Genomic DNA, 22763 nt, shown 5'->3' on the forward strand with positions numbered 1-22763 from the left:
ATCGGTGCCCATGCGCCTGCTCTTCGCCGGGACGCCCGCGGTGGCGCTGCCCTCGCTGGACGCCCTGATCGCCTCCCGCCACGAGGTCGTCGCGGTCCTCACGCGACCCGACGCCCGCGCCGGCCGCGGCCGCACGCTCGCCGCGAGCCCCGTCAAGCAGCGCGCCCTGGACGCCGGGATCGAGGTGCTGACGCCGGCGACCCTGCGGGACGAGGACGTGCGGGCACGGCTCGCCGAGCTGGCGCCCGACGCCGCGCCCGTGGTGGCGTACGGCAACCTCGTGCCGGCGGCGCTGCTCGACCTGCCCCGGCACGGGTGGGTCAACCTGCACTTCTCGGTGCTGCCGGCCTGGCGGGGTGCGGCCCCCGTGCAGCACGCCGTCATCGCGGGCGACGAGGTGACCGGCGCGAGCACGTTCCGGCTGGAGGCCGGCCTCGACACCGGCCCGGTGTACGGCACGCTCACCGAGACCATCCGCCCGCGCGACACCGCCGGGGACCTGCTGGGACGGCTGGCGGAGGCCGGCTCCGGGCTGCTGGTGCGCACGCTCGACGCGCTGGAGGAGGGCATCCTCACGCCCGTCCCGCAGCCCGCCGACGGCGTCAGCCTCGCCCCGCGGCTCACCACCGAGGACGCCCGGGTGCGCTGGCACCACCCCGCCATGGCGGTCGACCGGCGGGTGCGCGGCTGCACCCCGGCCCCGGGCGCGTGGACGACCCTGCCGGACGGGTCCCGGCTGGGTCTCGGACCGGTGCGGCCCGAGCCCGCGGTGACCGACCTGCGGCCCGGCGAGCTGCGGGCCGGGCGCGGCGAGGTCCTCGTGGGCACCGGCACGCACGCGGTGCGGCTGGAGGAGGTCCGTCCCGCGGGCAAGCGCGCGATGCCCGCACCGGACTGGGCCCGGGGCGCCCGCCTCGCGCCCGGCACGGTGCTGGGCGGGGACGCCGCGTGAGCGCGCCGCAGGGCGGCCGTCGCGGCCCGCGCCGGCGCACCGCCGCGGCGCCCGCCGAGCGGCGTCGCGGGACGGACCCGGCGCGCACCGTCGCGTTCGACGTGCTGCGCACGGTGGCCGACTCGGACGCCTACGCGAACCTCGTGCTGCCGCCGCTGCTGCGCGAGCGCGGCATCCGCGGGCGGGACGCCGGCTTCGCCACCGAGCTGGCGTACGGCACGCTGCGGCTGCGCGGCCGGTACGACGCGGTGATCGCGCAGTGCGCCGGCAGGCCGCTGGACCGGGTAGACCCGCCCGTGCTGGACGCCCTGCGCCTCGGCGCGCACCAGCTGCTCGGGATGCGGGTGCCGCCGCACGCGGCGGTGTCGGAGACCGTCGGCCTGGTGCGGGAGCGGGTCGGGGCCGGTCCCGCGCAGTTCGTCAACGCCGTGCTGCGCGCCGTCGCCCGGGAGCCGCTGGACGTCTGGCTGGCGCGGGTCGGGGACGCCGCGGCCGCGCGGGAGCAGGGGACCGCGGCGGAGGTCGCCCGGCTGTCGGTGGTCGAGAGCCACCCGGCCTGGGTGACCCGGGCGCTCCGCGAGGCGCTCGTGGGGCACGGCCGCGACGCCGCCGAGCTGCCCGCGCTGCTCGCGGCCGACAACGAGGCGCCCCGCGTGACGCTCGTGGCCCGGCCCGGCCTGGTCGCGCCGGACGAGCTGCTGGCCGCGGCCGGTGACGGGGCCGAGCCCGGCCGGTGGGCGCCCACGGCCGTCACCCTCGCGGGGGGCGGCGACCCGGCGGCGCTCGCCCCGGTGCGGGCCGGACGCGCGGGCGTGCAGGACGAGGGCAGCCAGCTCGTCGCGCTCGCCCTCGCGGACGCCCCGCTCGACGGCCGCGACGCCCGGTGGCTCGACCTGTGCGCCGGCCCCGGCGGGAAGGCGGCCCTGCTGGCGGCCCTCGCCGGCGGGCGGGGCGCCCGGCTGGTCGCCAACGAGGTGCAGCCGCACCGCGCCCGGCTCGTGCGCCAGGCCCTCGCGGCCGCGCCGGCGGGTGCCGTCGAGGAGGTGCGGGTGGGCGACGGGCGCCAGGCCGGCGACGACGAGCCGGGCGCCTACGACCGCGTCCTGCTCGACGCCCCGTGCACCGGGCTGGGTGCGCTGCGCCGGCGCCCGGAGTCGCGCTGGCGGCGCACCCCCGCCGACCTCGCGGCGCTCGGCTCGCTGCAGCGGGAGCTGCTGGCGTCGGCGCTGCGCGCGGTGCGCGTCGGCGGGGTCGTCGCGTACGTGACGTGCTCGCCGGTGCTCGCCGAGACGAGCCTCGCGGTGGTGGACGCGCGTCGCGCCGCCCGCCGCGCGGGCCTGGAGACCGAGGTGCTGCCCGCGCCCGAGGTGCTGCACCGCACCGCCCCCGGGCTCGACCTGCCGGACCGGGAGGACGCGCAGCTCTGGCCGCACGTGCACGGGACGGACGCGATGCACCTCACGCTGCTGCGCCGGACGTCCTGACGGCGGGGCGACGCGCGTCGGGGGCGCGACGGTCCCGGCCGGCACGCCCCGGCGCCCCCGCGGCGTGCTCGATACGCTGGGGCGCGTGCCCGCACTGATCAGCCCCAGCATCCTGTCCGCCGACTTCGTCAACCTCGAGCGCGATCTCGGCCGCATCGCCCGGGCCGACTACGCGCACGTCGACGTGATGGACAACCACTTCGTGCCGAACCTCACGCTCGGGCTGCCGGTGGTGCGGCGCATCGCCGAGGTGTCGCCGGTGCCGCTCGACGTGCACCTGATGATCGAGGACGCCGACCGGTGGGCGGTGGACTACGCGCGGGCGGGTGCGGCGTCGGTGACGTTCCACGCGGAGGCGGCGCAGGCGGCGGTCCGGCTGGCGCGCGAGCTGCGGTCGGCGGGCGCCCGGGCCGGCATCGCGCTGCGGCCCGCGAGCCCGGTCGAGCCGCTGCTGGACCTGCTGCCGGAGTTCGACATGGTGCTGGTCATGACCGTCGAGCCCGGGTTCGGCGGGCAGTCCTTCATCGAGGGGACGCTGCCCAAGATCCGCCGGCTGCGCGCCGCGATCGACGAGCAGGGCGCCGCGACGTGGGTGCAGGTGGACGGGGGCGTCTCGCGCGGCACGATCGCGGCGGTGGCCGAGGCGGGCGCGAACGTCTTCGTGGCGGGGTCGGCCGTGTACGGTGCGCCGGACGTCGCGGCGGAGATCGACACCCTGCGGGGGCTCGCGGACGAGGCGCTGCTCCGGCGGTGACCCGGCGCGGGTGCGGCCCGGCCGCGCCACGCGGCACCCCGGCCGGGACGAACGGCCGTCACGCCGGGAATGCCGGCTGTGGCATCATCGTTGGCGAAGTACACACACGTGCTCCGGGGTCGGTGCAATTCCGAGCCGGCGGTGACAGTCCGCGACCCGCAAGCGCCTCGGCGTGAGCGGTTGACCTGGTGGAACTCCAGGACCGACGGTGACAGTCCGGATGGGAGGAGACGTGGCGGCGTGCTCGGCGTGAGCCGGGTGCGCCGTGGTCGTCGTGCACCAGCGCGCCGCCCGCACCCCGGAGCCTGACGGCGACGGAGGGAGCGGGGCGGTGGACGCCACGGCGGTCGAGCGGGACGCGATGCTGCGCGCCCTCGACCTCGCGCGGCGCGGCCCCGCCCACGGACCGAACCCCCGCGTGGGCTGCGTGCTGCTCGGCCCGGACGGCGAGGTCCTCGGCGAGGGCTGGCACCGCGGGGCCGGGACCGCGCACGCGGAGGTGGCGGCGCTGGCCGACGCCCGCGAGCGCGGCACCGGCGCCCGGGGCGCGACGGCCGTCGTGACGCTCGAGCCCTGCGACCACACGGGACGTACCGGGCCCTGCTCGCGCGCGCTGATCGAGGCGGGTGTGCGCCGCGTCGTGGTGGCGGTCGCGGACCCGAACCCGGACGCCGCCGGGGGAGCGGCACGCCTGCGCGCGGCGGGGGTCGAGGTGGTCGCCGGGGTCGAGGAGGCGGCGGGCCGCGCGCTGCTGCGCCCGTGGCTGCTCGCCGTCGGGCGCGGGCGTCCGTTCGTCACGCTGAAGACCGCGGCGACGCTGGACGGCCGGGTCGCCGCCGCGGACGGCACGTCGCGGTGGATCACCTCGCCGGAGGCGCGCGCCCACGCCCACGCCCTGCGCGCCGAGGTCGACGCGCTGGTGGTCGGGACCGGGACCGTGCTCGCGGACGACCCGTCGCTCACCGCCCGCACGCCGGACGGCTCGCTCGCGGAGCACCAGCCGCTCCGCGTCGTCGTCGGTGAGCGCGCCCTGCCGCTGGACGGCCGGCTCGCGGGTCCCGGCGGCGAGGTGGTGCACCTGCGCACCCGCGACCCCCGCGAGGCCCTCGCCGCGCTCCACGCCCGCGAGGTCCGGCACGCGCTCGTCGAGGGCGGGCCGACGCTCGCCGCGGCGTTCCTGCGCGCCGGGGTCGTCGACGAGGTGCACGCGTACGTCGCGCCCGTCCTGCTCGGGGCCGGCCGCAGCGCCGTCGGCGACCTCGGCGTGAGGACCGTCGACGACGCGATCCGGCTGCACCCGCGCGAGGTGCTGCCGCTGGGGCCCGACGTGCTCGTCGTGGCCGACACCGAGGAGGAGGACCGCTGATGTTCACCGGCATCGTGGAGGAGGTCGGCGCCGTGGTGGCGCTCGACCTGGCACCCGGCACGCAGGGAGCGGCGGACGGGGGCGCGGGTGACGCCCGGCTGACCGTCCGCGGCCCGCTGGTCGTGTCCGACGCCGCGCCGGGCGACTCGATCGCCGTGGGCGGGGTCTGCCTCACGGTCGCGGTGCTGCCCGGGGACGGCACGTTCGTCGTCGACGTGATGCCGGAGACCCTGCGCCGCACCGCGCTCGGCGACCTGCGACCCGGGGACCCCGTGAACCTGGAGCGTGCCGTGCGGGCCGACGCCCGGCTGGGCGGGCACGTCGTGCAGGGGCACGTCGACGGCGTGGGGACGGTCCGCCGCCGCACGCCCGGCCCGCGCTGGGACGAGGTGGAGATCGCCCTGGACCCCGCGCTGGCCCGGTACGTCGCGGAGAAGGGCTCGGTCGCGGTCGCGGGGGTCTCCCTCACGGTGACGGCGGTCGGCCCGGACTGGTTCGGCGTCTCGCTGATCCCCACCACGCTCGCCGCGACCACGCTCGGGGACGCCGCGCCGGGCACCCGCGTGAACCTGGAGGTCGACGTGCTGGCGAAGTACGTCGAGCGGCTGCTGACGGCCGGGGCGGTCGCGGGCACCGCGCCGGTCGAGGGGGGTGCGCGGTGAGCGCCGCGGCCGCCGACGAGGACGTCGTGCTCGGCACCGTCGAGCAGGCGCTGGCCGAGCTGCGCGCGGGCCGGCCGGTGCTCGTCGCGGACTCCCCGGACCGCGAGAACGAGGCGGACGTGATCCTGGCCGCGGACCGGGCCACGCCCGAGTGGGTCGCCTGGACCATCCGCCACTCCTCGGGCTACCTCTGCGCCCCGATGACCGGCGCCCGTGCCGACGCCCTCGACCTGCCGCTGATGGTCCCGCAGAGCCAGGACCCCCGGCGGACCGCGTACACGGTCACCGTCGACGCCGCGCACGGCGTCACGACGGGCATCTCCGCGGCCGACCGCACGCAGACGCTGCGCCTGCTGTCCGACCCGGCCTCGGGACGCGAGGACCTCATCCGGCCGGGGCACGTGCTGCCGCTGCGCGCGGTGCCGGGCGGCGTGCTGCACCGCGCGGGCCACACCGAGGCGGCGGTCGACCTGTGCCGGCTCGCGGGCGTCGAGCCGGTCGCCGCGATCGCGGAGCTGGTGAACGACGACGGCACGATGATGCGGCTCCCGCAGACCGCCGCCCTGGCGCGCGAGCACGGGCTCGTGGTGCTGACGATCGCCGACCTGATCGCCTGGCGCACCGCCCACGGGGACCTGCCGTCGGAACCGGCGCCCGGTCCCGAGTCGGCCGCCACCGCGCCGGAGCGGCGGGTGCACCGGGCGCACACCGCCCAGCTGCCCACGCGGCACGGCGCGTTCACGGTGCACGCGTACCGCGACCTGCGCACCGGCGCCGAGCACGTGGCGCTCGTCGCGGCGACCGGCCTGGTCGAGCAGCCCGTGGTGCGGGTCCACTCCGAGTGCCTGACGGGGGACGCGTTCGGCTCCGAGCGGTGCGACTGCGGACCGCAGCTCGACGCGGCCCTGGAGCTCGCCGCCCGCGACGGCGGCGCCGTGGTGTACCTGCGCGGCCACGAGGGCCGGGGCATCGGCCTCGTCGCGAAGATCGGCGCCTACGCCCTGCAGGACGCGGGCCGGGACACGGTCGAGGCCAACCTCGACCTCGGCTGGCCCGCGGACCGGCGGGAGTACGGCGCCGCCGCGGCGATCCTCGAGGACCTGGGCGCCCGCCGCATCACCCTGCTGACGAACAACCCCGCGAAGGTCGCCGGGTTGACGGCGCACGGCATCGAGGTCGCGGAGGTCCGCGGCCTGGAGGTCGGGCGCACCCCCCACAACGAGACCTACCTGCGCACCAAGGCCCGGGCGATGGGACACCTGCTGCCCGGCCTCGACCACACCCCGGAGGACCCACGATGAGCGGCAGCGGCGCACCCCAGATCACCACGGACGGCACCGGCCTGCGGGTCGTCGTCGTCGCGGCGTCCTGGCACACCACCGTCATGGACGGCCTGCTTGCGGGCGCGCGGCGGGCCCTGGCCGCGGCCCACGTCGAGGACGTGCGGGAGGTCCGCGTCCCGGGCACGTTCGAGCTGCCCGTCGCGGCCGCCCGGGCGGCGCGCAGCGGGGAGGTGGACGCCGTGGTCGCGCTCGGCGTCGTGATCCGCGGCGGCACGCCGCACTTCGAGTACGTCTGCCAGGCCGCCACCTCGGGCCTCACCGACGTCGCCGTCACGACGGGCGTGCCCGTCGGCTTCGGGGTCCTCACGTGCGACGACGAGGCCCAGGCGCTCGACCGCGCCGGCCTGCCGGGGTCGCACGAGGACAAGGGCGCCGAGGCGGCCGAGGCGGCGGTGGCGACGGTCGTCGCCCTGCGCGCGCTGTGAACCTGCTCACCTGGCTGTTCGACGCGCAGCTCGTCGTCGCCGGTCACCCGGTGCTGTGGCGCGAGGTCGTCGGCAACCTGTTCGGCCTCGCGTCGGCGCTCGGCGGGCTGCGGCGGCGGATCTGGGCGTGGCCGGTCGGCATCGTCGGCAACGTGCTGCTGTTCACCGTGTTCCTCGGCGGCGTCTTCCACACCCCGCAGGCGCGCGACCTGTACGGGCAGGCCGGACGCCAGGTGTTCTTCGTCGCGGTGGCGGTGTACGGCTGGGTGCGGTGGTCCCGCACGCGGCGGGCGTCGCGCGAGCACGGTGCGCCGGACGCGCCGGCGGTCGTCCCGCGGTGGGCCGGGCGGTCCGGGTGGGTGCAGATCATCGGCATCGGCGTGGTCGGGACCGTCGTCTGCGCGCTCGTGTTCGACGCGCTCGGGTCGTGGGGCCCGTGGGCGGACGCCTGGATCTTCGTCGGCTCGCTGCTCGCCACGTACGGCATGGCCCGCGGCTGGATCGAGTTCTGGCTCATCTGGATCGCGGTGGACGCGGTGGGCGTGCCGCTGCTGCTCAGCGCCGGGTACTACCCCTCCGCGGTGCTGTACCTGGTCTACGCGGGCGTGGTGCTGTCCGGGTTCGTCGTGTGGTGGCGCGCCCGGCGGCGGGAGGCACCGCAGCAGGTGACCGCCGCGGCCGGCGTCGCGGGCTGAGGGGGCGCCCCCGGGCCGCGGGCGGCGGCCGTCCCGGGGAGCGGGCGCGGCGGGAGGGGCACGCGGCGACCGTCTACCCTGACGGGCGTGAAGACGTTCGACGCGCTGTTCGCTGAGCTGACCGAGAAGGCGACCACCCGGCCCGCCGGCTCCGGGACCGTCCGGGAGCTCGACGCCGGGGTCCATGCGATCGGCAAGAAGATCGTCGAGGAGGCGGCCGAGGTCTGGATGGCCGCGGAGCACGAGGGGGACGACCGCACCGCCGAGGAGATCTCCCAGCTCCTGTACCACCTGCAGGTGCTCATGGTCGCGAAGGGTCTGACCCTCGACGACGTGTACGCGCACCTGTGACCCGCCCCCGCCGCACCACCGACCTGAGGACCCCCCTGTGCTGAGGATCGCCGTCCCGAACAAGGGCTCGCTCGCCGAGCCCGCCGCCGAGATGCTGCGCGAGGCGGGCTACCGCCAGCGCCGCGACTCCCGCGAGCTCGTCCTGCCCGACGCCGACAACGGCGTCGAGTTCTTCTTCCTGCGCCCGCGCGACATCGCCGTGTACGTCGGCACCGGCACCGTCGACGTCGGCATCACCGGGCGAGACCTGCTGCTCGACTCCGGCTCGCCCGCCACGGAGCACCTGCCGCTCGGGTTCGCCCGCTCCACGTTCCGGTTCGCGACGCAGGCGGGCACGATGAACGACGTCCGCGAGGTCGCCGGCCGGCGCGTGGCGACGTCCTACCCGGTGCTCGTCGGGCAGTACCTCGCCTCGCAGGGCGTCGAGCCCGCCGAGGTCGTGCGGCTGGACGGCGCCGTCGAGACCGCGATCCGGCTGGGCGTGGCGGACGTCATCGCCGACGTCGTCGAGACGGGCACGACGCTGCGCGCCGCCGGGCTCGACGTGTTCGGCGCGCCGATCCTCACCTCGGAGGCCGTCCTCGTGCGCCGCGCCGACGGCCCGGAGCCTGCGGGGCTCGACGTCCTGACCCGGCGGCTGCAGGGCGTGCTGACCGCCCGCGAGTACGTCCTCATGGACTACGACGTCCCGCTGGAGCTGGTGGACCGGGCCGTCGCCGTGACCCCCGGCCTGGAGTCGCCGACGGTCTCCCCGCTCCACAACACCGACTGGGCGGCCGTGCGCGTCATGGTGCGGCGCAGCGAGACCAACAAGGTCATGGACGCCCTGTACGACGTGGGCGCGCGCGCGATCCTCGTCACCTCGATCCACGCCTGCCGGCTGTAGGGCCGCGACGTGCCGGGTGCGGGGGGCGACGGGGCGGCGCCGGGCGGCGCAGGGACCGGACGGGCGCTGGACGACGTGTTCCGGCCCCGGGCGGCGCGCTGGGTGACGACCGTGCTGGCGGTGGTCGTGGCCGCCGCCACGGTGCTGCTGCTCGTGCTGCTGCCCCGCACCGGCCTGGTCGGTCTCGGGGCGGGGGACCGGCTCGGGTTCGGGCTGCTCGGCGCCGCCATCGTCTGGTTCTGCTGGCGGCAGGCGACGGTGTCCGCCACCCCGACCCCCGAGGGCCTGCGGGTGCGCAACCTCGCCACCACGCGCACCGTCCCGTGGGCGCAGATCGTCTGGGTGCGGTTCGGTGAGGGCCGGCCGTGGGTGCAGCTCGACCTGGACGACGGCGACACGCTCGCGGTGATGGGCGTGCAGCGCGCCGACGGCGAGCTGGCGCAGCGCGAGGCGCGGCGCCTGGCGACGCTGGTGGCGTCCCGGACGCGGACCGCGCGCGACGACTGACCGCGCGCTCCGCCGACCTGACCCGCCGGGCCCGACCCGCCGGGCCTACCCGCCCGGCGGGCCCGTCCGGCGGTCCCGTCAGGCCTGCGGCGCGGTCCCGTCAGGCCTGCGGCGCGGTCCCGTCGTCGCCGACCCCCCGCGCGAGCCGGGCGGCGTGCACCCCGGCCGCGGCGGCCGCGAGGAACGCCGCCGGGTCCTGGGCGAGGCCCCGGCCCATCGTGGAGAGCCGGACGGGCGAGGCGCCCAGCGCGGTGAGCAGGTCCGCGCCGGCCGGGACCTCGACCAGCCGGTGCCGGCCGGCGGGGGCGCCCAGGGCGAGCGCCTGCTGCCGCACCCGCCGGCCCACGGCCGCGAGGTGGGCGCCCGGGTGCTCCTGGGGATCCGGGACGGTGAGGCCCGCCGGCGTCTGCGCGGCGTCGGGGCCGGTGCCGTCCTCCGCCGGTGCCGCCGGCTCGAACACGGGCACCACGACGTCCGCCGGGGCCAGGGCCACGCGCCCGTACGCGGTCAGGGAGTGGTGCGACACGCCCAGGTGCCGCTCCCGGGCGTCGGCGCCCGAGACCCGCAGCGAGGCGACCGGCCGGCCGCCGAGCACGGCCGCGGCGTTCACGGCCTCCCCGGCGGCGACGCCCGAGAAGCCCCACCGCGTCCCGGTGCCGAGGTTGCCGGGCCCCTGCGCGACCACCACCACGTCGGCCCGCACGACGTGGCGGGCGGCGAGCAGGGCCGTGTGGACCGTGACGGCCTCGAGGTCGCCGCCGAACGCCTGCCCGGCCGTCAGGCACGAGGCGATCCAGCCGGCCTCCCGCAGGCCGGCCACCGCGCGCGAGAACCACGCCGGCAGCGCCCCGCCGTCGGACATGACGTACGCGACCCGCAGCGGCTCGCCGCCGTGGCCGCCGGTCAGCGCGTCGGCGTACCGGACCCCGGCGACGACCGCGGGCAGGGCGGAGTGCAGGTCGGCCACGACGACGGGGAGCCCCGCCAGGTCGTCGGCGTCCCGCAGCACCTCGTGGTGCGGCGACTCCTGGTCGTCGACGCCGAGCACCATGGCCTGCAGCGGGGTGTACCGGGCCTTCACCAGGTGCCCCGGGCCGGCCTGCGGGTCGGCGGGCAGCCGGCCGGGCGCGACGACCAGCGCGTACCCGCCGGTGCCGAGCCCCCGGGCGAGCGCGGAGACGTTCAGCAGCACGCGGTCCCCGGGCCCGGGCGAGCCGACCAGGGCGGGGTAGGCGAGCGCCCGCACCGACACCGGGTCGGGGCCGCTCACGCCGTCCTCGACGACGACGGACAGCTCCACGGCTCCCGGCCACGCGCGTCCGACCGACTCCACCACACCCGAGCGCCACGTGATCACCGGACCACGCTACCGGCCACTACGGTTGTGCCGATGCCCGAACAGATCCAGCCCGCCGAGCGGCTGCTCAACCTCGTCATCGCCCTGGTGCACACCCCGGGCCGCATGACGAAGGAGCAGATCCGCCGCACCGTCGCGGGCTACGGCGACGCCGCGTCCGACGAGGCGTTCGAGCGGATGTTCGAGCGGGACAAGGACACGCTGCGCGAGCTCGGCATCCCCGTGACGACGGTGACCGCCGCGGGGCACGGCGACGACATCGGCTACCGGGTCGACCAGGACGCGTACGCCCTGCCGCCGCTGGAGCTGACGGCCGCCGAGCTCGGCGCGCTGTCGCTGGCGGCCGAGTTCTGGCAGGACCGCTCGGTGCGGGCGGACACGTCGCGGGCGCTGACCAAGCTGCGCGCGGTGGGCGCGGGCTCGGGTGCGACCGACCTCGCCGCGGGCCTGGTGCCGCGGGTGCGGGCCGGCGGCGACGCGTTCCGGCCCCTGCTCGACGCCGTGCAGGCCCGGCAGCGGGTGCGGTTCACGTACCGCGCGGCGAACACGGGGGAGGTGCGCGAGCGTCTCGTCGAGCCGTGGCGGCTCGTGGCGCGCCGCGGCGGCTGGTTCCTGGTCGGCCGCGACGTCGACCGCGCGGCGCCCCGGTCGTACCGGCTGAGCCGCATCGAGGGCCGCGTGCGTCCGGACGGGGACGACGGCGCGTTCGACCCGCCCGCGACGCAGCAGATGGAGTCGGCCCTGCGGTCGTGGGACGCGGGGCAGGAGCGCACGGCGGTGCTGGCGCTGCGCCCGGAGCGGGCGGAGGCGCTGCGGGCGCGCGGCTCCGCCACGGCGCTGCCGGCCGACGCCGACCCGGCGCTGCGCGCGGTGGTCGCCGACCGCGACCTGGTGCGCGTGCCGTACCGCGCGACGTGGGAGCTCGCGGAGGAGGTCGCCGGGTACGGCGACGCGGTGCTGGTCGCGGACCCGCCGGCGCTGCGCGCGGCCGTGCTGCGGCTGCTGCGGAGCGCCGCGGCGCTGGCGGGACCGGACGCGGGTGCGGGACCCGGCACGGGGGAGGACGGACGTGGCTGAGCGGGCGAGCGAGCGGCTGCTGCGGCTGCTGGGGATGATCGGGTACCTGGACCGGCACGACGGCGTCCCCGTCGACCAACTGGCCGAGCACTTCGGGGTGTCGTCGTCGCAGGTCATGGCGGACGTCGACACGCTGTGGATGAGCGGCACCCCCGGGTACTACCCGCACGACCTCATCGACTTCGACGCGGACTCCTACGACCGCGGCGAGATCCGGCTCACCGAGTCGCGCGGCATGACGCAGCCGCTGCGGCTGGGCACGCGGGAGGCGGTGACCCTGCTGGCGGCCCTGAGCGCCATGGTCGCGGACCTCGGCCCGACGCTCGAGCCGGAGCACGCGGCGGTGCTGCGCTCGGCGCTCGACAAGCTGGCGGCCGCGACGGGGGAGGCGGCGAACGCGGTGGACGTGCGGCTGGCGGTCGACGGGCTGCCGGAGGTGGTCGCCGCGATCCGCACCGCGCTCGCCCGGGGCCGCCGGCTGCGCATCCGCTACGTGAACGCCTCCGACGTGACCAGCGACCGGGACGTCGACCCGCTGCGCCTGACCACGAGCGACGAGCGGTCGTACCTCCAGGCGTGGTGCCTGCGCGCGGGCGACGAGCGGCTGTTCCGGCTGGACCGCGTGATCGGCGCCGAGGTGCTCGACGTGCCGGCGGACCCGCACCCCGGCGCAGGGCGCGGCGCCACCGCGGAGTTCCGGCCCGACCCCACGGGCGACGTCGTCACGCTGCACCTGCGCAGCACCGGCCGCTGGGTGGCCGAGACCGTCCCGGTCGAGGAGGTCCGCAACCTCCCCGACGGCTCGTTCGAGGTCGACGTCCGGGTGGTCCAGCCCGCGTTCCTGCGCAACCTGCTGCTGCAGGCGGCGGACGACCTGCTGGGCGTGCGTCCGCCCGAGGTGGCGCGCGACGTCGCCGCCCGGGCGACCGAGGCGCTGGCGGCCTACGGGCCGCTGGCCGGCGCGGCGGGATAGGTTGGCCGCCATGGTGTGGGTCGTCGTGTGGGTGGTGCTCGTCCTGGGCACGCTCGTGGGTGCGTTCCTGCTCGGGCGCGACCTGTGGCGCCGGGCCCGGGCGCTCGTGACGGAGCTCGAGCGCGCCTCGGCCGTGCTGGGCGAGCTCGCGGAGCACGCCTCGACGCTGGCCGAGCAGGCGCAGGAGGCCGAGCGCGCCGCCCGCGCGGCCCGGGAGGCGGTGCTGCTGCCCGAGCCCCGCGAGGCGCGGGCCCGCTGGTCGGTGCTGCGGGCGGAGGCCGCGGCCCGGCGGGAGCGACGGCGCGCCCGCGACCGCGCGGTGCGGGAGACGTGGCGCGGCTACACGCGCTGACGGGCCGCTGACGACCCGGTGACGGACCGGTGCGCCCAGGGGTCGGGCCCGCGGGCGGACTGTAGACTCACGTGACTGCTGATCCAGCACCAGGGAGTTCTGCCATGGCGAGGCTCTTCGAGCATCCCGTTTCGATCCTCATCCTGATCCTCATCATCGTCCTGCTGTTCGGCTCCAAGCGGTTGCCGGACCTGGCGAGCGGGATCGGCAAGTCCCTGCGGATCTTCAAGCGCGAGGTGCGCGACCTGGCGGACGACGACGACAAGCCGGGCCGCGCCGACGCCACCGCGCAGCCGCCCGCCGCACCCGTCGTGACGCCTCCCGCCCCGGGCGCGACCGGCACCCCGCTCACGCCCCCGGTGGTCACGCCGCCGCCCGCGACGTCGGCGTCCGGCACCACCGCGGAGCCGGGGACCACCGACCCGCGCCCCTGACGCCCCCGTGGCCCTGCGTCGCCCCTCGGCCAACCCCGAGGGCAGGATGCCGCTGCGCGAGCACCTGATCGAGCTCCGCAAGCGGCTGGTCCTCGCCGCGCTCGGCGTCGTCGTCGGCGGCGTGCTCGGCTGGATCGTGTACGACCCGGTGTTCCGGTCGCTGCAGGACCCCCTGCTGGACGCCGCGGCCGAGCGGGACGTCGTCGCGTCGGTGAACTTCGCCGGCCTGGCGTCCGCGATGGACATGAAGTTCAAGGTCGCGCTGTTCATCGGCGCGCTCGTGTCCAGCCCGTGGTGGCTCTACCAGCTGTGGGCGTTCGTCACGCCGGGGCTGACCCGCCGCGAGCGCCGCTCGGCCATCGGGTTCGTGGGCGTCGCGGTGCCGATGTTCCTGGCCGGTGCGGCGTTCGCCTGGTACGTGCTGCCGCGCGCGGTGGCCGTGCTCACCGAGTTCGTCCCCGAGCAGGCGACCAACCTCATCGACGCCTCGACGTACCTGAGCTTCGTCATGCGGTTCGTGCTCGCGTTCGGCGTGGCGTTCCTGGTCCCCGTGCTCATGATCTGCCTCAACCTGGTCGGCCTGGTGCGCGGGTCGACGTGGCTCAGGGGGTGGCGCTGGGCGGTGCTGCTGTCCTGCATCTTCTCGGCGGTCATGACGCCGACCCCGGACGTGGTGACGATGCTCGTGCTGGCCGCCCCGACCGCCGGGCTGTACATGGCGGCGGTGGGGCTGTCGCTGCTGCACGACCGCCGCGCCGACCGTCGGTCGGTGGAGGCGGAGGCCGCGGACGCCACCGGCCCGGACGGCGTGGTGGACCGGTGAGCCACCTTGGCGTCGTCGTGAACCCGGTCGCGGGCGTCGGACGGGGCAGCGGCGTCGGCACCGCGGCCCTGGCCGAGCTGCGCCGTCGCGGTCACCGCGTCGAGGACCTCACCGCGCGGGACCTGCTGACGGCGACGGCGCACGCGCGCCGGGCGGCGGTCGCGGGGCTCGACGCGCTCGTGGTGGTCGGCGGCGACGGGCTGGTGCACCTCGGCGCGAACGTCGTCGCGGAGACGGACCTGCCGCTGGGCATCGTGGCCGGCGGGACGGGCAACGACGTCGCGCGGGCCCTCGGCCTGCCGCGGGGGGACGTGGCGGCCGCGGTGACGGCGATCGAGCGGGCGCTGCTCGTCGGCCCGCGGGCGATCGACGCGGTGAGCGTCGGCCCCCCCACGCACAGCGCCCGCGAGTGGTACCTCGGTGCGCTGTCCTGCGGCATCGACGCCGCCGTGAACGCCCGTGCCAACGCGCTGCGGTGGCCGCGGGGGTCCGCCCGGTACGTGCGGGCGCTGGTGCCCGAGCTGCGGGCCTTCCGCCCCTACGGCTACCGCCTCACCACGGACGAGGGCGTGTGGGAGTCGGCCGGGACGGTCGTGGTCGCCGCGAACGGCCCGTGGATCGGCGGGGGCATCCGCGTGGCGCCCGACGCCCGGCTGGACGACGGGCTGCTCGACGTGGTCGTGGCGGGTCCCGTCACCCGTGCCGGCGTCCTGCGCATCTTCCCGGGCATGTACGCGGGACGGCACGTGCACCACCCGCAGGTCCAGGTGCTGCGCAGCCGCCGGGTGCTGGTCGAGCCCGCGCCCCATCTGGGCGGGACGCCCCCGGAGGCGCACGCCGACGGCGAGCGCATCGGCCCCCTGCCGCTCGTCGCGGAGGTCGTCCCGGGCGCCGTCCGGGTGCTCGCGCCGCTGCCGACCTAGGCTGCAGGGGTGGCACCACGCGACCCCTCCCGCACCCCCCGCGACGCCGAGGAGCTCGCTCCCGCCGACCGGTACGCCGTGGCCCGCCGCCGCGCGCGGTCCGAGCGCAGCGAGCTCGCCCGGTTCCGGACGCTCATGGACTTCCCGCTGGACGACTTCCAGGTCGAGGCGTGCGAGGCGGTCGAGCGGGGCAGCGGCGTGCTGGTCGCCGCGCCCACCGGCGCCGGGAAGACGGTCGTCGGCGAGTTCGCGGTGCACCTGGCGCTGCGGACCGGGCGCAAGGCGTTCTACACGACCCCGATCAAGGCCCTGTCGAACCAGAAGTACCACGACCTCGTGCGGCGCCACGGGGCGGACCAGGTCGGCCTGCTGACCGGCGACACCACGCAGAACGGCGAGGCGCCGGTGGTCGTCATGACCACCGAGGTGCTCCGCAACATGCTGTACGCGGGCTCGAGCACGCTCGACGGCCTGGGGTACGTGGTCATGGACGAGGTGCACTACCTGGCCGACCGGTTCCGCGGCCCGGTGTGGGAGGAGGTGATCATCCACCTGCCCGACGACGTGCAGCTGGTGTCGCTGTCCGCGACCGTGTCCAACGCCGAGGAGTTCGGCGACTGGCTGCGCACCGTGCGGGGTGACACGGCCGTCGTGGTGAGCGAGCACCGGCCGGTCCCGCTCGGGCAGCACGTGCTGGTGCGCGACGACCTCCTGGACCTGTACGCCGGCCACGTCGACCCCACGGCCCCGGGCGCGAACCCCCCGATCAACCCGGAGCTGGCGCACCTGCTGCGCCGGGCGGAGCGATCGGGCGACGGCCCGCACCGCGGTCGGCGCGGGCAGGGTGACCGGGGCTTCCGCGGGCCTGGCGGCCGGAGGCGGGACGGCGGGGCAGGCGGCCCGGGTGGCGCGGGGGGCCTCGGCGGCGTCCGGCCGGCCCCGCGGCCGGTCATGGTCGACGTCCTGGACGACGCGGGGCTGCTGCCCGCGATCGTCTTCATCTTCTCGCGGGCCGGCTGCGACGCGGCGGTGGCCCAGTGCCTCGCGGGCGGGCTGCGGCTGACCTCGCCGGCGGAGCAGGAGGAGATCCGGGAGATCGCCGAGGCCCGCTGCGCCTCCGTGCCGCGCGAGGACCTCGACGTGCTCGGGTACTGGGGGTTCCTGGACGCGCTGGTCCGGGGCGTCGCGCCGCACCACGCGGGCATGCTGCCGGCGTTCAAGGAGACGGTCGAGGAGGCGTTCGCGCGCGGCCTGGTGAAGGTCGTGTTCGCCACCGAGACGCTGGCGCTCGGGATCAACATGCCGGCGCGCTCGGTCGTCCTCGAGAAGCTGGTGAAGTGGGACGGCTCGCAGCACGTCGACATCACGCCGGGGGAGTACACGCAGCTCACGGGGCGGGCGGGTCGCCGGGGCATCGACACCGAGGGGCACGCCGTGGTCGTGGGGCGCGGCGGCCTCGACCCGATGGCGCTCGCCGGGCTGGCGTCCAAGAGGCTGTACCCGCTGCGGTCCGCCTTCCGCCCGACCTACAACATGGCCGTCAACCTCGTGGCGCAGGTGGGTCGCGTGCGCGCCCGCGAGGTGCTGGAGACGTCGTTCGCCCAGTTCCAGGCGGACCGCGGGGTGGTCGGCCTGGCCCGGCAGGCGCAGAGCCACGCCGAGGCGCTGGAGGGCTACGCGGAGGCCATGTCCTGCCACCTGGGGGACTTCCGCGAGTACTGGTCGCTGCGCCGGGAGCTGGGGGAGCGGGAGCGGGGCGTGCACCGGGCCGCGGCCGGTGCCCGGCGGGAGGCGGCCGCGCGCAGCCTGGCGTCGCTCGCCGTCGGGGACGTCGTCGCGGTGCCGGGCGGCCGTCGGTCGGTCCACGCCGTGGTGGTCGAGCCCGGCAGCGCCGGCGGCTTCGAGGGGGCCCGCCCCCTGGTCCTCACCACCGAGCGGGACGTGCGGCGCCTGTCCAGCCAGGACGTCGGCGACGGCGTGCGCACGGTCGGCCGCCTGCGCGTGCCGAAGGGTTTCTCGCCGCGTGCCGCCTCGCACCGCCGCGACCTGGCTGCGGCGCTGCGGGCCGAGATCGCCGCCGGGCGGGTCGAGGGGGCCGTGCCGTCGCGCCGCCAGGGCCGCCCGGTCGCGCGGGACGAGGACGAGGCGATCGCGGGGCTGCGCCGGCGCCTGCGGGCCCACCCCTGCCACGCGTGCCCGGACCGCGAGGAGCACGCGCGGTGGGCCGAGCGCTGGCAGCGCCTCGACGGCGAGCACCGCGCGCTCGTCCGGCGCATCGAGGGCAGGACCGGGTCGATCGCCACCGTGTTCGACCGGATCTGCGACGTGCTGGTCAGCCTCGGGTACCTCGAGAAGGTGCCCGACGAGGGCACGCGGGTCACCGAGGACGGCCGGTGGCTACGCCGCCTGTACGCCGAGAACGACCTGCTGCTGGCGGAGTGCCTGCGCCGGGGCGCGTGGCAGGACCTCGACGTGCCGGGTCTCGCCGCGGCGGTCTCGGCCGTCGTGTACTCGGCGCGCCGCGACGACCGGGAGCGCACCCCGGCCGTCCCCGGGGGGCCGGCGAGCCGGCTCGGCGTCGCGCTGGACGCGACGACCCGGATCTGGTCCGAGCTGGACGACCTCGAGGGCACACACCGGCTCGAGACGGTGCAGCCCCTCGACCTGGGGCTGGTCCAGGCCGTGCACCGGTGGGCCGCGGGTCGCTCGCTCGACGCTGTCCTGCGGGACGCCGACCTGGCCGCCGGCGACTTCGTCCGCTGGTGCAAGCAGGTGGTCGACGTCCTGGACCAGGTCGCCAAGGCGGCTCCCGACCAGCGGCTGCGCCAGACGGCGCGGTCGGCGGTCGGCGCGGTGCGGCGCGGGGTCGTCGCCTACGCCGGGACCTGACGGCGCGGCGCCGGGCGGGTCCCCGCGACGGCGGTCCCGGGCGGCGCGACGCCGACGGGTGAGGTCGGCCGCCTTCCCCTATCGTGCGGTCGTGACCACCACGCTGTACCGGGGCGGCACGGTGCTGACGCCCGACGCCCCCGACGCGACGTCGATCCTCGTCTCCGGCGACCGGGTCGCCTGGGTGGGTGGCGCCGACGCGGCGGACGGCCTGGCCGGCGCCGCCGACGCCGTGGTCGAGCTCGACGGGGCGCTCGTGACGCCCGGCTTCGTCGACGCCCACGTGCACGCGCTCGAGTCCGGGCTCGCGCTCGACGGGGTGGACCTGGCCGGCGCGCGCGGGGTGGACGACGTGCTCGCGCGCGTCCGGGACGCGGTGCGGGGGCCGGCCGGCCGTCGCGCGGCGGCCGACGGCGCTCCGCTGGCGGGATCCGGCTGGGACGACGCGCTGTGGCCGGAGGACCGGCCGCCCCGCCGGGACGAGCTCGACGCCGCCGGCGGGGGCGCGCCCGTCTGGCTCGGGAGCGCGGACCGGACGGCCGCCGTGGTGTCCTCGTCCTTCGCGCGGGTGCTCGGGCTGGACACGCTGCCCGGGTGGCGGGACGACGGCGTGGTGACCGGCGAGGCCCTGCGGGTGGCGTGGGGCGCCGTCCGGGAGGCCGCCGAGCCACGCCGCGCCGCCCTGGAGGACCTCGCGCTCCGCGCGGCCGCGCGCGCCGGGGTGGTGGCGGTGCACGAGCACAGCGCCCCGGGCTCGGCCGCCCGGCGGGACCTGGCGGCGCTGCTGGCGAGGACGGCCGAGCCGGGTTCCGGGCTGCCGCAGGTGGCGGCGTACCGCGCGGAGCTGTGCGAGACGACGGACGACGCGCGGGACCTGCTCGAGGAGCTGCCCGGGCTGCGGGGGATCGGCGGCGACCTCGCCGTCGACGGCACGCTCCGCGCGCGGACGGCGGCGCTGCGGCAGCCGTACGACGACGTGCGCGCGCCGGGCGACCGGACGGGGGAGCTGCTGCTGACGGCGGAGCAGGTGAGCAACCACGTCGCGGCCGTGACCCGGGCCGGGGTGCAGGCGGCGTTCCGCGTGACGGGCGACCGCGCGGTGGCCGAGGTGCTGCTCGGCTTCCGGGCCGCGGCGGAGGTCGAGGGCGTCGAGGCGCTGCGGGCGGCCGGCCACCGGCTGGGGCGCGCGTCGATGCTGGACGCGCCGGCCCTCGCCACGCTCGTCCTGCTCGGCCTGACCGTGGCGGTGGAGCCGGTGCCGGAGGCCGCGTGGGGCGGTGACGACGGCCCCGCGGTCCGCCGCCTGGGGAGCGGCCGGGCCGCCTCGCTCCAGCCGCTCGCGGACCTGCGCGCCGCCGGGGTGCCGCTCGCGTTCGGGTCCGGCGGCCCGTTGACGCCGGCCGGACCCTGGGCGGCGGTGCGCGCGGCGGTCCGGCACCGCACGCCCGACCAGCGGATCCCCCTCGCTGCGGCGGTGCACGCCCACACCCGTGGTGGCTGGCTCGCCGCGGGCCTCGGCGACGAGGCGACGGGCTTGCTGCGCGTCGGGGCGCCCGCGCACCTGGCCGTCTGGCGCACGGACGGCCCGGGACTCCCGGCGCTGGGGCCGCAGGACGGGGATCCCGTGTGCGTGCTGACGGTGCGCGCGGGCCGGGTCCTGTTCGACGCGTCGGGCGGGACGGGGCGGTCGGCGGCGTGACCGGCGGCGGGCCGCCCGTCCGGCCGGAGGCCCGCCCCGCGGCGGGTGATCCGGCGGACGGGTGAACCGCGGGTGCGGGCCCGCGGCGCGGCCTCACCCGGACGGGTGGTCCGACACGCCGGACGACACGCCGGGTCGACCTCGCGATCCAGACATTCCGGGCAGGGCTTCCCTGTGCTGGTGACGTGCGCGGACGTCGCTGACCAGCCCGTCGGCACCCTTGACACGACGGGACGGTTCGGTAGGTTCTCGGCAGTGGTCCGAACGGCGGCGCCCGTCACGAGGCGCCCCGGAGGGGGCAGGGATCGGACCACGCCGGGCTCCGGCCGGGCCCGCGTGTTCATCAGAGAACGCCGCACCGCTGCGCGGTGCCGTGCGGTACGAAGGACACGCGGGCCGGCCGGTCGGTCTCTCACCCGGCGGCCGGTGACAGCCGGGTGCCGTACCCTGGCGCGGTGCCTGCTCGTGACCCCTCCCGCTGGTGGAGCGCGGTCCAGGCGCTCGCCGGTGGACTCCTGACCTGGACCGCCTTCCCCGATCTCGGCTGGTGGTGGGCCGCGCCGCTCGGCACGGCCCTGCTGATGCTCGCGATGCGGCGCGACAGCGCCCGGTGGAACGCGCTCCTCGGCCTCGTCTGGGGCGCGGCGTTCTTCCTCCCGCTGCTCACCTGGGTCGACGTCTCGATCGGCGTGGTGCCGTGGGTCGCGCTGTCCGTGGCCGAGGCCGGCTTCGTCGCGCTGTTCGGCGCGGCCTGGTCGTGGGCCCGGCGCGGGGAGGCCGTGTGGCGGCGCGCGTCCCTGCAGCTCCTGGTGTTCACGGTCCTGTGGGTCGCGGTCGAGGAGCTGCGGTCGCTGTGGCCGTTCGGGGGCTTCCCCTGGGGTCGCCTGGCGTTCTCGCAGGCCGACTCGCCGCTGCTCGCGCTGGCCCGGCTGGGTGGCGCGCCGCTGGTCTCGGCAGTCGTCGTGGCGACGGGGGCGGCGCTCGCCCTCGCGTGGCTCGCGGCGCGCCGGTTCGCCCTGCTCCCGGCCCTCGGCCGGCTCGCGGTGGCCGCGGCGCTGGTCGGCGGCGGGCTCCTGGTGCCCATGGACACCCGGGCGGAGAACGGCACGCTGATGGTCGGCGCGGTGCAGGGCAACGTGTCGGAGCCGGGCCTGCACGCCTTCGACAACCGGCGCGAGGTGCTCGACAACCACGTGGCCGGCACCTACGCCCTGCTCGACCAGATCGCGCCGGGCGACCTCGACCTGGTGCTGTGGCCCGAGAACGGCACCGACATCGACCCCCAGGTCGACGCCGAGGCCGCCGCCGCGATCGACGGTGCCGCGCGGGAGGTCGGCGCGCCGCTGCTGGTCGGGACGATCGAGTACCCGGAGTCCGGCGGGCGCTACAACACGTCGCTGCTGTGGGAGCCGGGCACCGGTCCGGTGGCGCGGTACTCCAAGCAGCACCCCGCGCCGTTCGCGGAGTACATCCCGCTGCGCGACCTCGTGCGCCCCTTCTCCTCGGCCGTGGACCTCGTCCGCAACGACATGCTGCCGGGCACGGAGCCCGGGGTGGTGCCGCTGGAGTCCGAGCGGCTCGGTCGCACCGTGGTGGTCGGGGACGTCATCTGCTTCGAGGTGGCCTACGACCCGCTGGTCCGCGAGAGCGTGCGGGAGGGGGCGGAGATCCTGGTGGTGCAGACCAACAACGCGAACTTCGGGTACTCGGCGGAGTCGACGCAGCAGCTGGCGATGTCACGGCTGCGTGCCGTCGAGAGCGGCCGGGCGACCGTGCAGGTGTCCACCGTCGGCGTCAGCGCCGTCATCAGCCCCAACGGGACGGTCGCCGCGGACACGGGCCTGTTCACCGCCGAGCAGCTGGTCGCGCGCCTGCCGCTGCGCGAGTCGCTGACACCGGCGACCCGTCTCGGCGCGTGGCCCAGCCTGGTCGTGGGCGCCCTGGCCGTGGCGATGACGGTCGCGGGTGCCGCCGGGGCCGCGCGGGTGCGCCGCGCCGACCGTCCGGAGGCCGCCGCGTGACCGCCGCCGCTCGCGTGCTCGTCGTCGTCCCCACGTACGACGAGCGGGACAGCCTCCCGCACGCGCTGGCGGCGCTGGCCCGCTGCGTGCCCGGCGCCGACGTGCTGGTCGTCGACGACGCGTCCCCGGATGGTACCGGCGAGCTCGCCGAGCGGATCGCCGCGAGCGACGAGGCCGAGCGCGGGCGCCGCGCCGTCCACGTCCTGCACCGCGCGGGCAAGCAGGGTCTGGGGACCGCGTACGTCGCCGGGTTCCGCTGGGGGCTCGAGCGCGGGTACCGCGTCCTGGTCGAGATGGACGCCGACGGGTCGCACCGCGCCGAGGACCTGCCGGCGCTGCTCGCCCGGGTGCCCGGGGCGGACCTGGTGATCGGGTCGCGGTGGGTGCGCGGCGGACGGGTGGTCAACTGGCCGCTGCACCGCCAGCTCCTGTCGCGGGGGGCGAACGTGTACGCGCGCGTCGCGATGGGCCTGCCGGTGCGGGACTCGACGGCGGGGTTCCGCGCCTACCGGGCGGAGACGCTCCGGGGGCTCGCGCTCGGGGAGGTCGCCTCCCACGGGTACTGCTTCCAGATCGACATGGCGTGGCGGGTCCTGCTCGCCGGCGGGCGCGTCGTCGAGGTGCCGATCACCTTCGTCGAGCGCGCCGAGGGCCGCTCCAAGATGAGCCGCGCCATCGTGGGCGAGGCGCTCGTCCGCGTGACGGTCTGGGGAGCCCGCCGCCGGTGGCAGCAGCTGCGGGGGCTCCTGCGGCAGGGGAGTCGCACCGCAGGACGGTGAGGCGCGCCCGG

22 protein-coding genes and 1 riboswitch are annotated in these 22763 nt (G+C 77.5%); of the genes, 21 read left to right on the forward strand and 1 reads right to left on the reverse strand.

Annotated features, from left to right (window positions below; translation table 11 throughout):
* Nucleotides 1-10 precede the first annotated feature (10 nt).
* The 11 genes from fmt (at nucleotide 11) to P9841_RS01180 (ending at nucleotide 9425) form a co-directional block, all read left to right on the forward strand.
* A complete protein-coding gene (gene fmt / locus P9841_RS01130) occupies nucleotides 11-952 on the forward strand; it encodes a methionyl-tRNA formyltransferase (protein ID WP_283320293.1) in 942 nt (313 codons plus the stop codon).
* Nucleotides 949-2436: an RsmB/NOP family class I SAM-dependent RNA methyltransferase gene (locus P9841_RS01135; protein ID WP_283320294.1), complete on the forward strand. Its 1488-nt coding sequence runs from the start codon at nucleotides 949-951 to the stop codon at nucleotides 2434-2436. The genes fmt and P9841_RS01135 overlap by 4 nt, the downstream gene beginning before the upstream one ends.
* A gap of 85 nt (nucleotides 2437-2521) precedes the next feature.
* On the forward strand, nucleotides 2522-3190 hold the full coding sequence (rpe, locus tag P9841_RS01140; protein WP_283320295.1) for a ribulose-phosphate 3-epimerase: 669 nt from the start codon (nucleotides 2522-2524) through the stop codon (nucleotides 3188-3190).
* 104 nt (nucleotides 3191-3294) lie between these two features.
* Nucleotides 3295-3426: riboswitch (FMN riboswitch) on the forward strand.
* A 125-nt stretch (nucleotides 3427-3551) separates the two neighbouring features.
* A complete protein-coding gene (gene ribD / locus P9841_RS01145; RefSeq protein WP_283321819.1) occupies nucleotides 3552-4556 on the forward strand; it encodes a bifunctional diaminohydroxyphosphoribosylaminopyrimidine deaminase/5-amino-6-(5-phosphoribosylamino)uracil reductase RibD in 1005 nt (334 codons plus the stop codon).
* Nucleotides 4556-5218 (forward strand): riboflavin synthase, encoded by a 663-nt coding sequence (locus P9841_RS01150; RefSeq protein ID WP_283320296.1) that lies wholly within the window; start codon nucleotides 4556-4558, stop codon nucleotides 5216-5218. The genes ribD and P9841_RS01150 overlap by 1 nt, the downstream gene beginning before the upstream one ends.
* A complete protein-coding gene (gene ribB, locus P9841_RS01155) occupies nucleotides 5215-6519 on the forward strand; it encodes a 3,4-dihydroxy-2-butanone-4-phosphate synthase (RefSeq protein WP_283320297.1) in 1305 nt (434 codons plus the stop codon). Before P9841_RS01150 ends, ribB begins: the two co-directional genes overlap by 4 nt.
* Nucleotides 6516-6986 carry a 6,7-dimethyl-8-ribityllumazine synthase gene (ribH, locus tag P9841_RS01160; protein ID WP_283320298.1) on the forward strand — a complete coding sequence of 157 codons (471 nt, stop codon included), beginning with the start codon at nucleotides 6516-6518 and terminating at the stop codon, nucleotides 6984-6986. The genes ribB and ribH overlap by 4 nt, the downstream gene beginning before the upstream one ends.
* Nucleotides 6983-7681: a nicotinamide riboside transporter PnuC gene (gene pnuC, locus P9841_RS01165; RefSeq protein WP_283320299.1), complete on the forward strand. Its 699-nt coding sequence runs from the start codon at nucleotides 6983-6985 to the stop codon at nucleotides 7679-7681. Before ribH ends, pnuC begins: the two co-directional genes overlap by 4 nt.
* Before the next feature lie 87 nt (nucleotides 7682-7768).
* Nucleotides 7769-8032, forward strand: a complete 264-nt coding sequence (locus P9841_RS01170) for a phosphoribosyl-ATP diphosphatase (RefSeq protein ID WP_283320300.1) — start codon at nucleotides 7769-7771, stop codon at nucleotides 8030-8032.
* A gap of 37 nt (nucleotides 8033-8069) precedes the next feature.
* Nucleotides 8070-8918 carry an ATP phosphoribosyltransferase gene (gene hisG / locus P9841_RS01175; RefSeq protein WP_283320301.1) on the forward strand — a complete coding sequence of 283 codons (849 nt, stop codon included), beginning with the start codon at nucleotides 8070-8072 and terminating at the stop codon, nucleotides 8916-8918.
* Nucleotides 8919-8927: 9 nt separating this feature from the next.
* Complete coding sequence (locus P9841_RS01180) at nucleotides 8928-9425, forward strand: PH domain-containing protein (RefSeq protein WP_283320302.1); 498 nt, start codon at nucleotides 8928-8930, stop codon at nucleotides 9423-9425.
* 100 nt (nucleotides 9426-9525) lie between these two features.
* Here P9841_RS01180 and P9841_RS01185 read toward each other — a convergent pair whose 3' ends face one another.
* Entirely contained in the window at nucleotides 9526-10782 is a 1257-nt protein-coding gene (locus P9841_RS01185) for a DUF3866 family protein (RefSeq protein WP_283320303.1), read from the reverse strand.
* Nucleotides 10783-10815: 33 nt separating this feature from the next.
* Here P9841_RS01185 and P9841_RS01190 point away from each other — a divergent pair, with 33 nt between their 5' ends.
* The 10 genes from P9841_RS01190 to P9841_RS01235 all read left to right on the forward strand — a co-directional run bounded on the left by P9841_RS01190 (nucleotide 10816) and on the right by P9841_RS01235 (nucleotide 22752).
* A complete protein-coding gene (locus P9841_RS01190; RefSeq protein WP_283320304.1) occupies nucleotides 10816-11859 on the forward strand; it encodes a helix-turn-helix transcriptional regulator in 1044 nt (347 codons plus the stop codon).
* Nucleotides 11852-12832, forward strand: coding sequence for a helix-turn-helix transcriptional regulator (locus P9841_RS01195; protein WP_283320305.1), 981 nt, complete (start codon nucleotides 11852-11854; stop codon nucleotides 12830-12832). Before P9841_RS01190 ends, P9841_RS01195 begins: the two co-directional genes overlap by 8 nt.
* Nucleotides 12833-12842: 10 nt before the next feature.
* Entirely contained in the window at nucleotides 12843-13184 is a 342-nt protein-coding gene (locus tag P9841_RS01200) for a hypothetical protein (protein WP_283320306.1), read from the forward strand.
* Between the two features lie 104 nt (nucleotides 13185-13288).
* Nucleotides 13289-13618: a twin-arginine translocase TatA/TatE family subunit gene (gene tatA, locus P9841_RS01205; RefSeq protein ID WP_283320307.1), complete on the forward strand. Its 330-nt coding sequence runs from the start codon at nucleotides 13289-13291 to the stop codon at nucleotides 13616-13618.
* A gap of 7 nt (nucleotides 13619-13625) precedes the next feature.
* On the forward strand, nucleotides 13626-14441 hold the full coding sequence (gene tatC, locus P9841_RS01210; protein ID WP_349306918.1) for a twin-arginine translocase subunit TatC: 816 nt from the start codon (nucleotides 13626-13628) through the stop codon (nucleotides 14439-14441).
* Nucleotides 14438-15364, forward strand: coding sequence for a diacylglycerol/lipid kinase family protein (locus P9841_RS01215; protein ID WP_283320308.1), 927 nt, complete (start codon nucleotides 14438-14440; stop codon nucleotides 15362-15364). The genes tatC and P9841_RS01215 overlap by 4 nt, the downstream gene beginning before the upstream one ends.
* A gap of 9 nt (nucleotides 15365-15373) precedes the next feature.
* A complete protein-coding gene (locus tag P9841_RS01220; RefSeq protein WP_283320309.1) occupies nucleotides 15374-18253 on the forward strand; it encodes a DEAD/DEAH box helicase in 2880 nt (959 codons plus the stop codon).
* 91 nt (nucleotides 18254-18344) lie between these two features.
* A complete protein-coding gene (locus P9841_RS01225; protein WP_283320310.1) occupies nucleotides 18345-19952 on the forward strand; it encodes an amidohydrolase in 1608 nt (535 codons plus the stop codon).
* A gap of 455 nt (nucleotides 19953-20407) precedes the next feature.
* Complete coding sequence (lnt, locus tag P9841_RS01230; RefSeq protein WP_283320311.1) at nucleotides 20408-21973, forward strand: apolipoprotein N-acyltransferase; 1566 nt, start codon at nucleotides 20408-20410, stop codon at nucleotides 21971-21973.
* Complete coding sequence (locus tag P9841_RS01235; RefSeq protein WP_283320312.1) at nucleotides 21970-22752, forward strand: polyprenol monophosphomannose synthase; 783 nt, start codon at nucleotides 21970-21972, stop codon at nucleotides 22750-22752. The genes lnt and P9841_RS01235 overlap by 4 nt, the downstream gene beginning before the upstream one ends.
* The last annotated feature ends 11 nt before the right edge of the window (nucleotides 22753-22763 follow it).

The organism is Cellulomonas sp. ES6, assembly GCF_030053835.1.
Classification (GTDB): domain Bacteria; phylum Actinomycetota; class Actinomycetes; order Actinomycetales; family Cellulomonadaceae; genus Cellulomonas.

What these genes read in the sequence shown, in the direction of transcription:
- fmt (WP_283320293.1), top strand. Translation starts at nt 11, where the DNA reads ATGCGCCTGCTCTTCGCCGGGACGCCCGCGGTGGCGCTGCCCTCGCTG.
- ribD (WP_283321819.1), top strand. Translation starts at nt 3,552, where the DNA reads ATGCTGCGCGCCCTCGACCTCGCGCGGCGCGGCCCCGCCCACGGACCG.
- P9841_RS01150 (WP_283320296.1), top strand. Translation starts at nt 4,556, where the DNA reads ATGTTCACCGGCATCGTGGAGGAGGTCGGCGCCGTGGTGGCGCTCGAC.
- ribH (WP_283320298.1), top strand. Translation starts at nt 6,516, where the DNA reads ATGAGCGGCAGCGGCGCACCCCAGATCACCACGGACGGCACCGGCCTG.
- P9841_RS01190 (WP_283320304.1), top strand. Translation starts at nt 10,816, where the DNA reads ATGCCCGAACAGATCCAGCCCGCCGAGCGGCTGCTCAACCTCGTCATC.
- P9841_RS01200 (WP_283320306.1), top strand. Translation starts at nt 12,843, where the DNA reads ATGGTGTGGGTCGTCGTGTGGGTGGTGCTCGTCCTGGGCACGCTCGTG.
- tatA (WP_283320307.1), top strand. Translation starts at nt 13,289, where the DNA reads ATGGCGAGGCTCTTCGAGCATCCCGTTTCGATCCTCATCCTGATCCTC.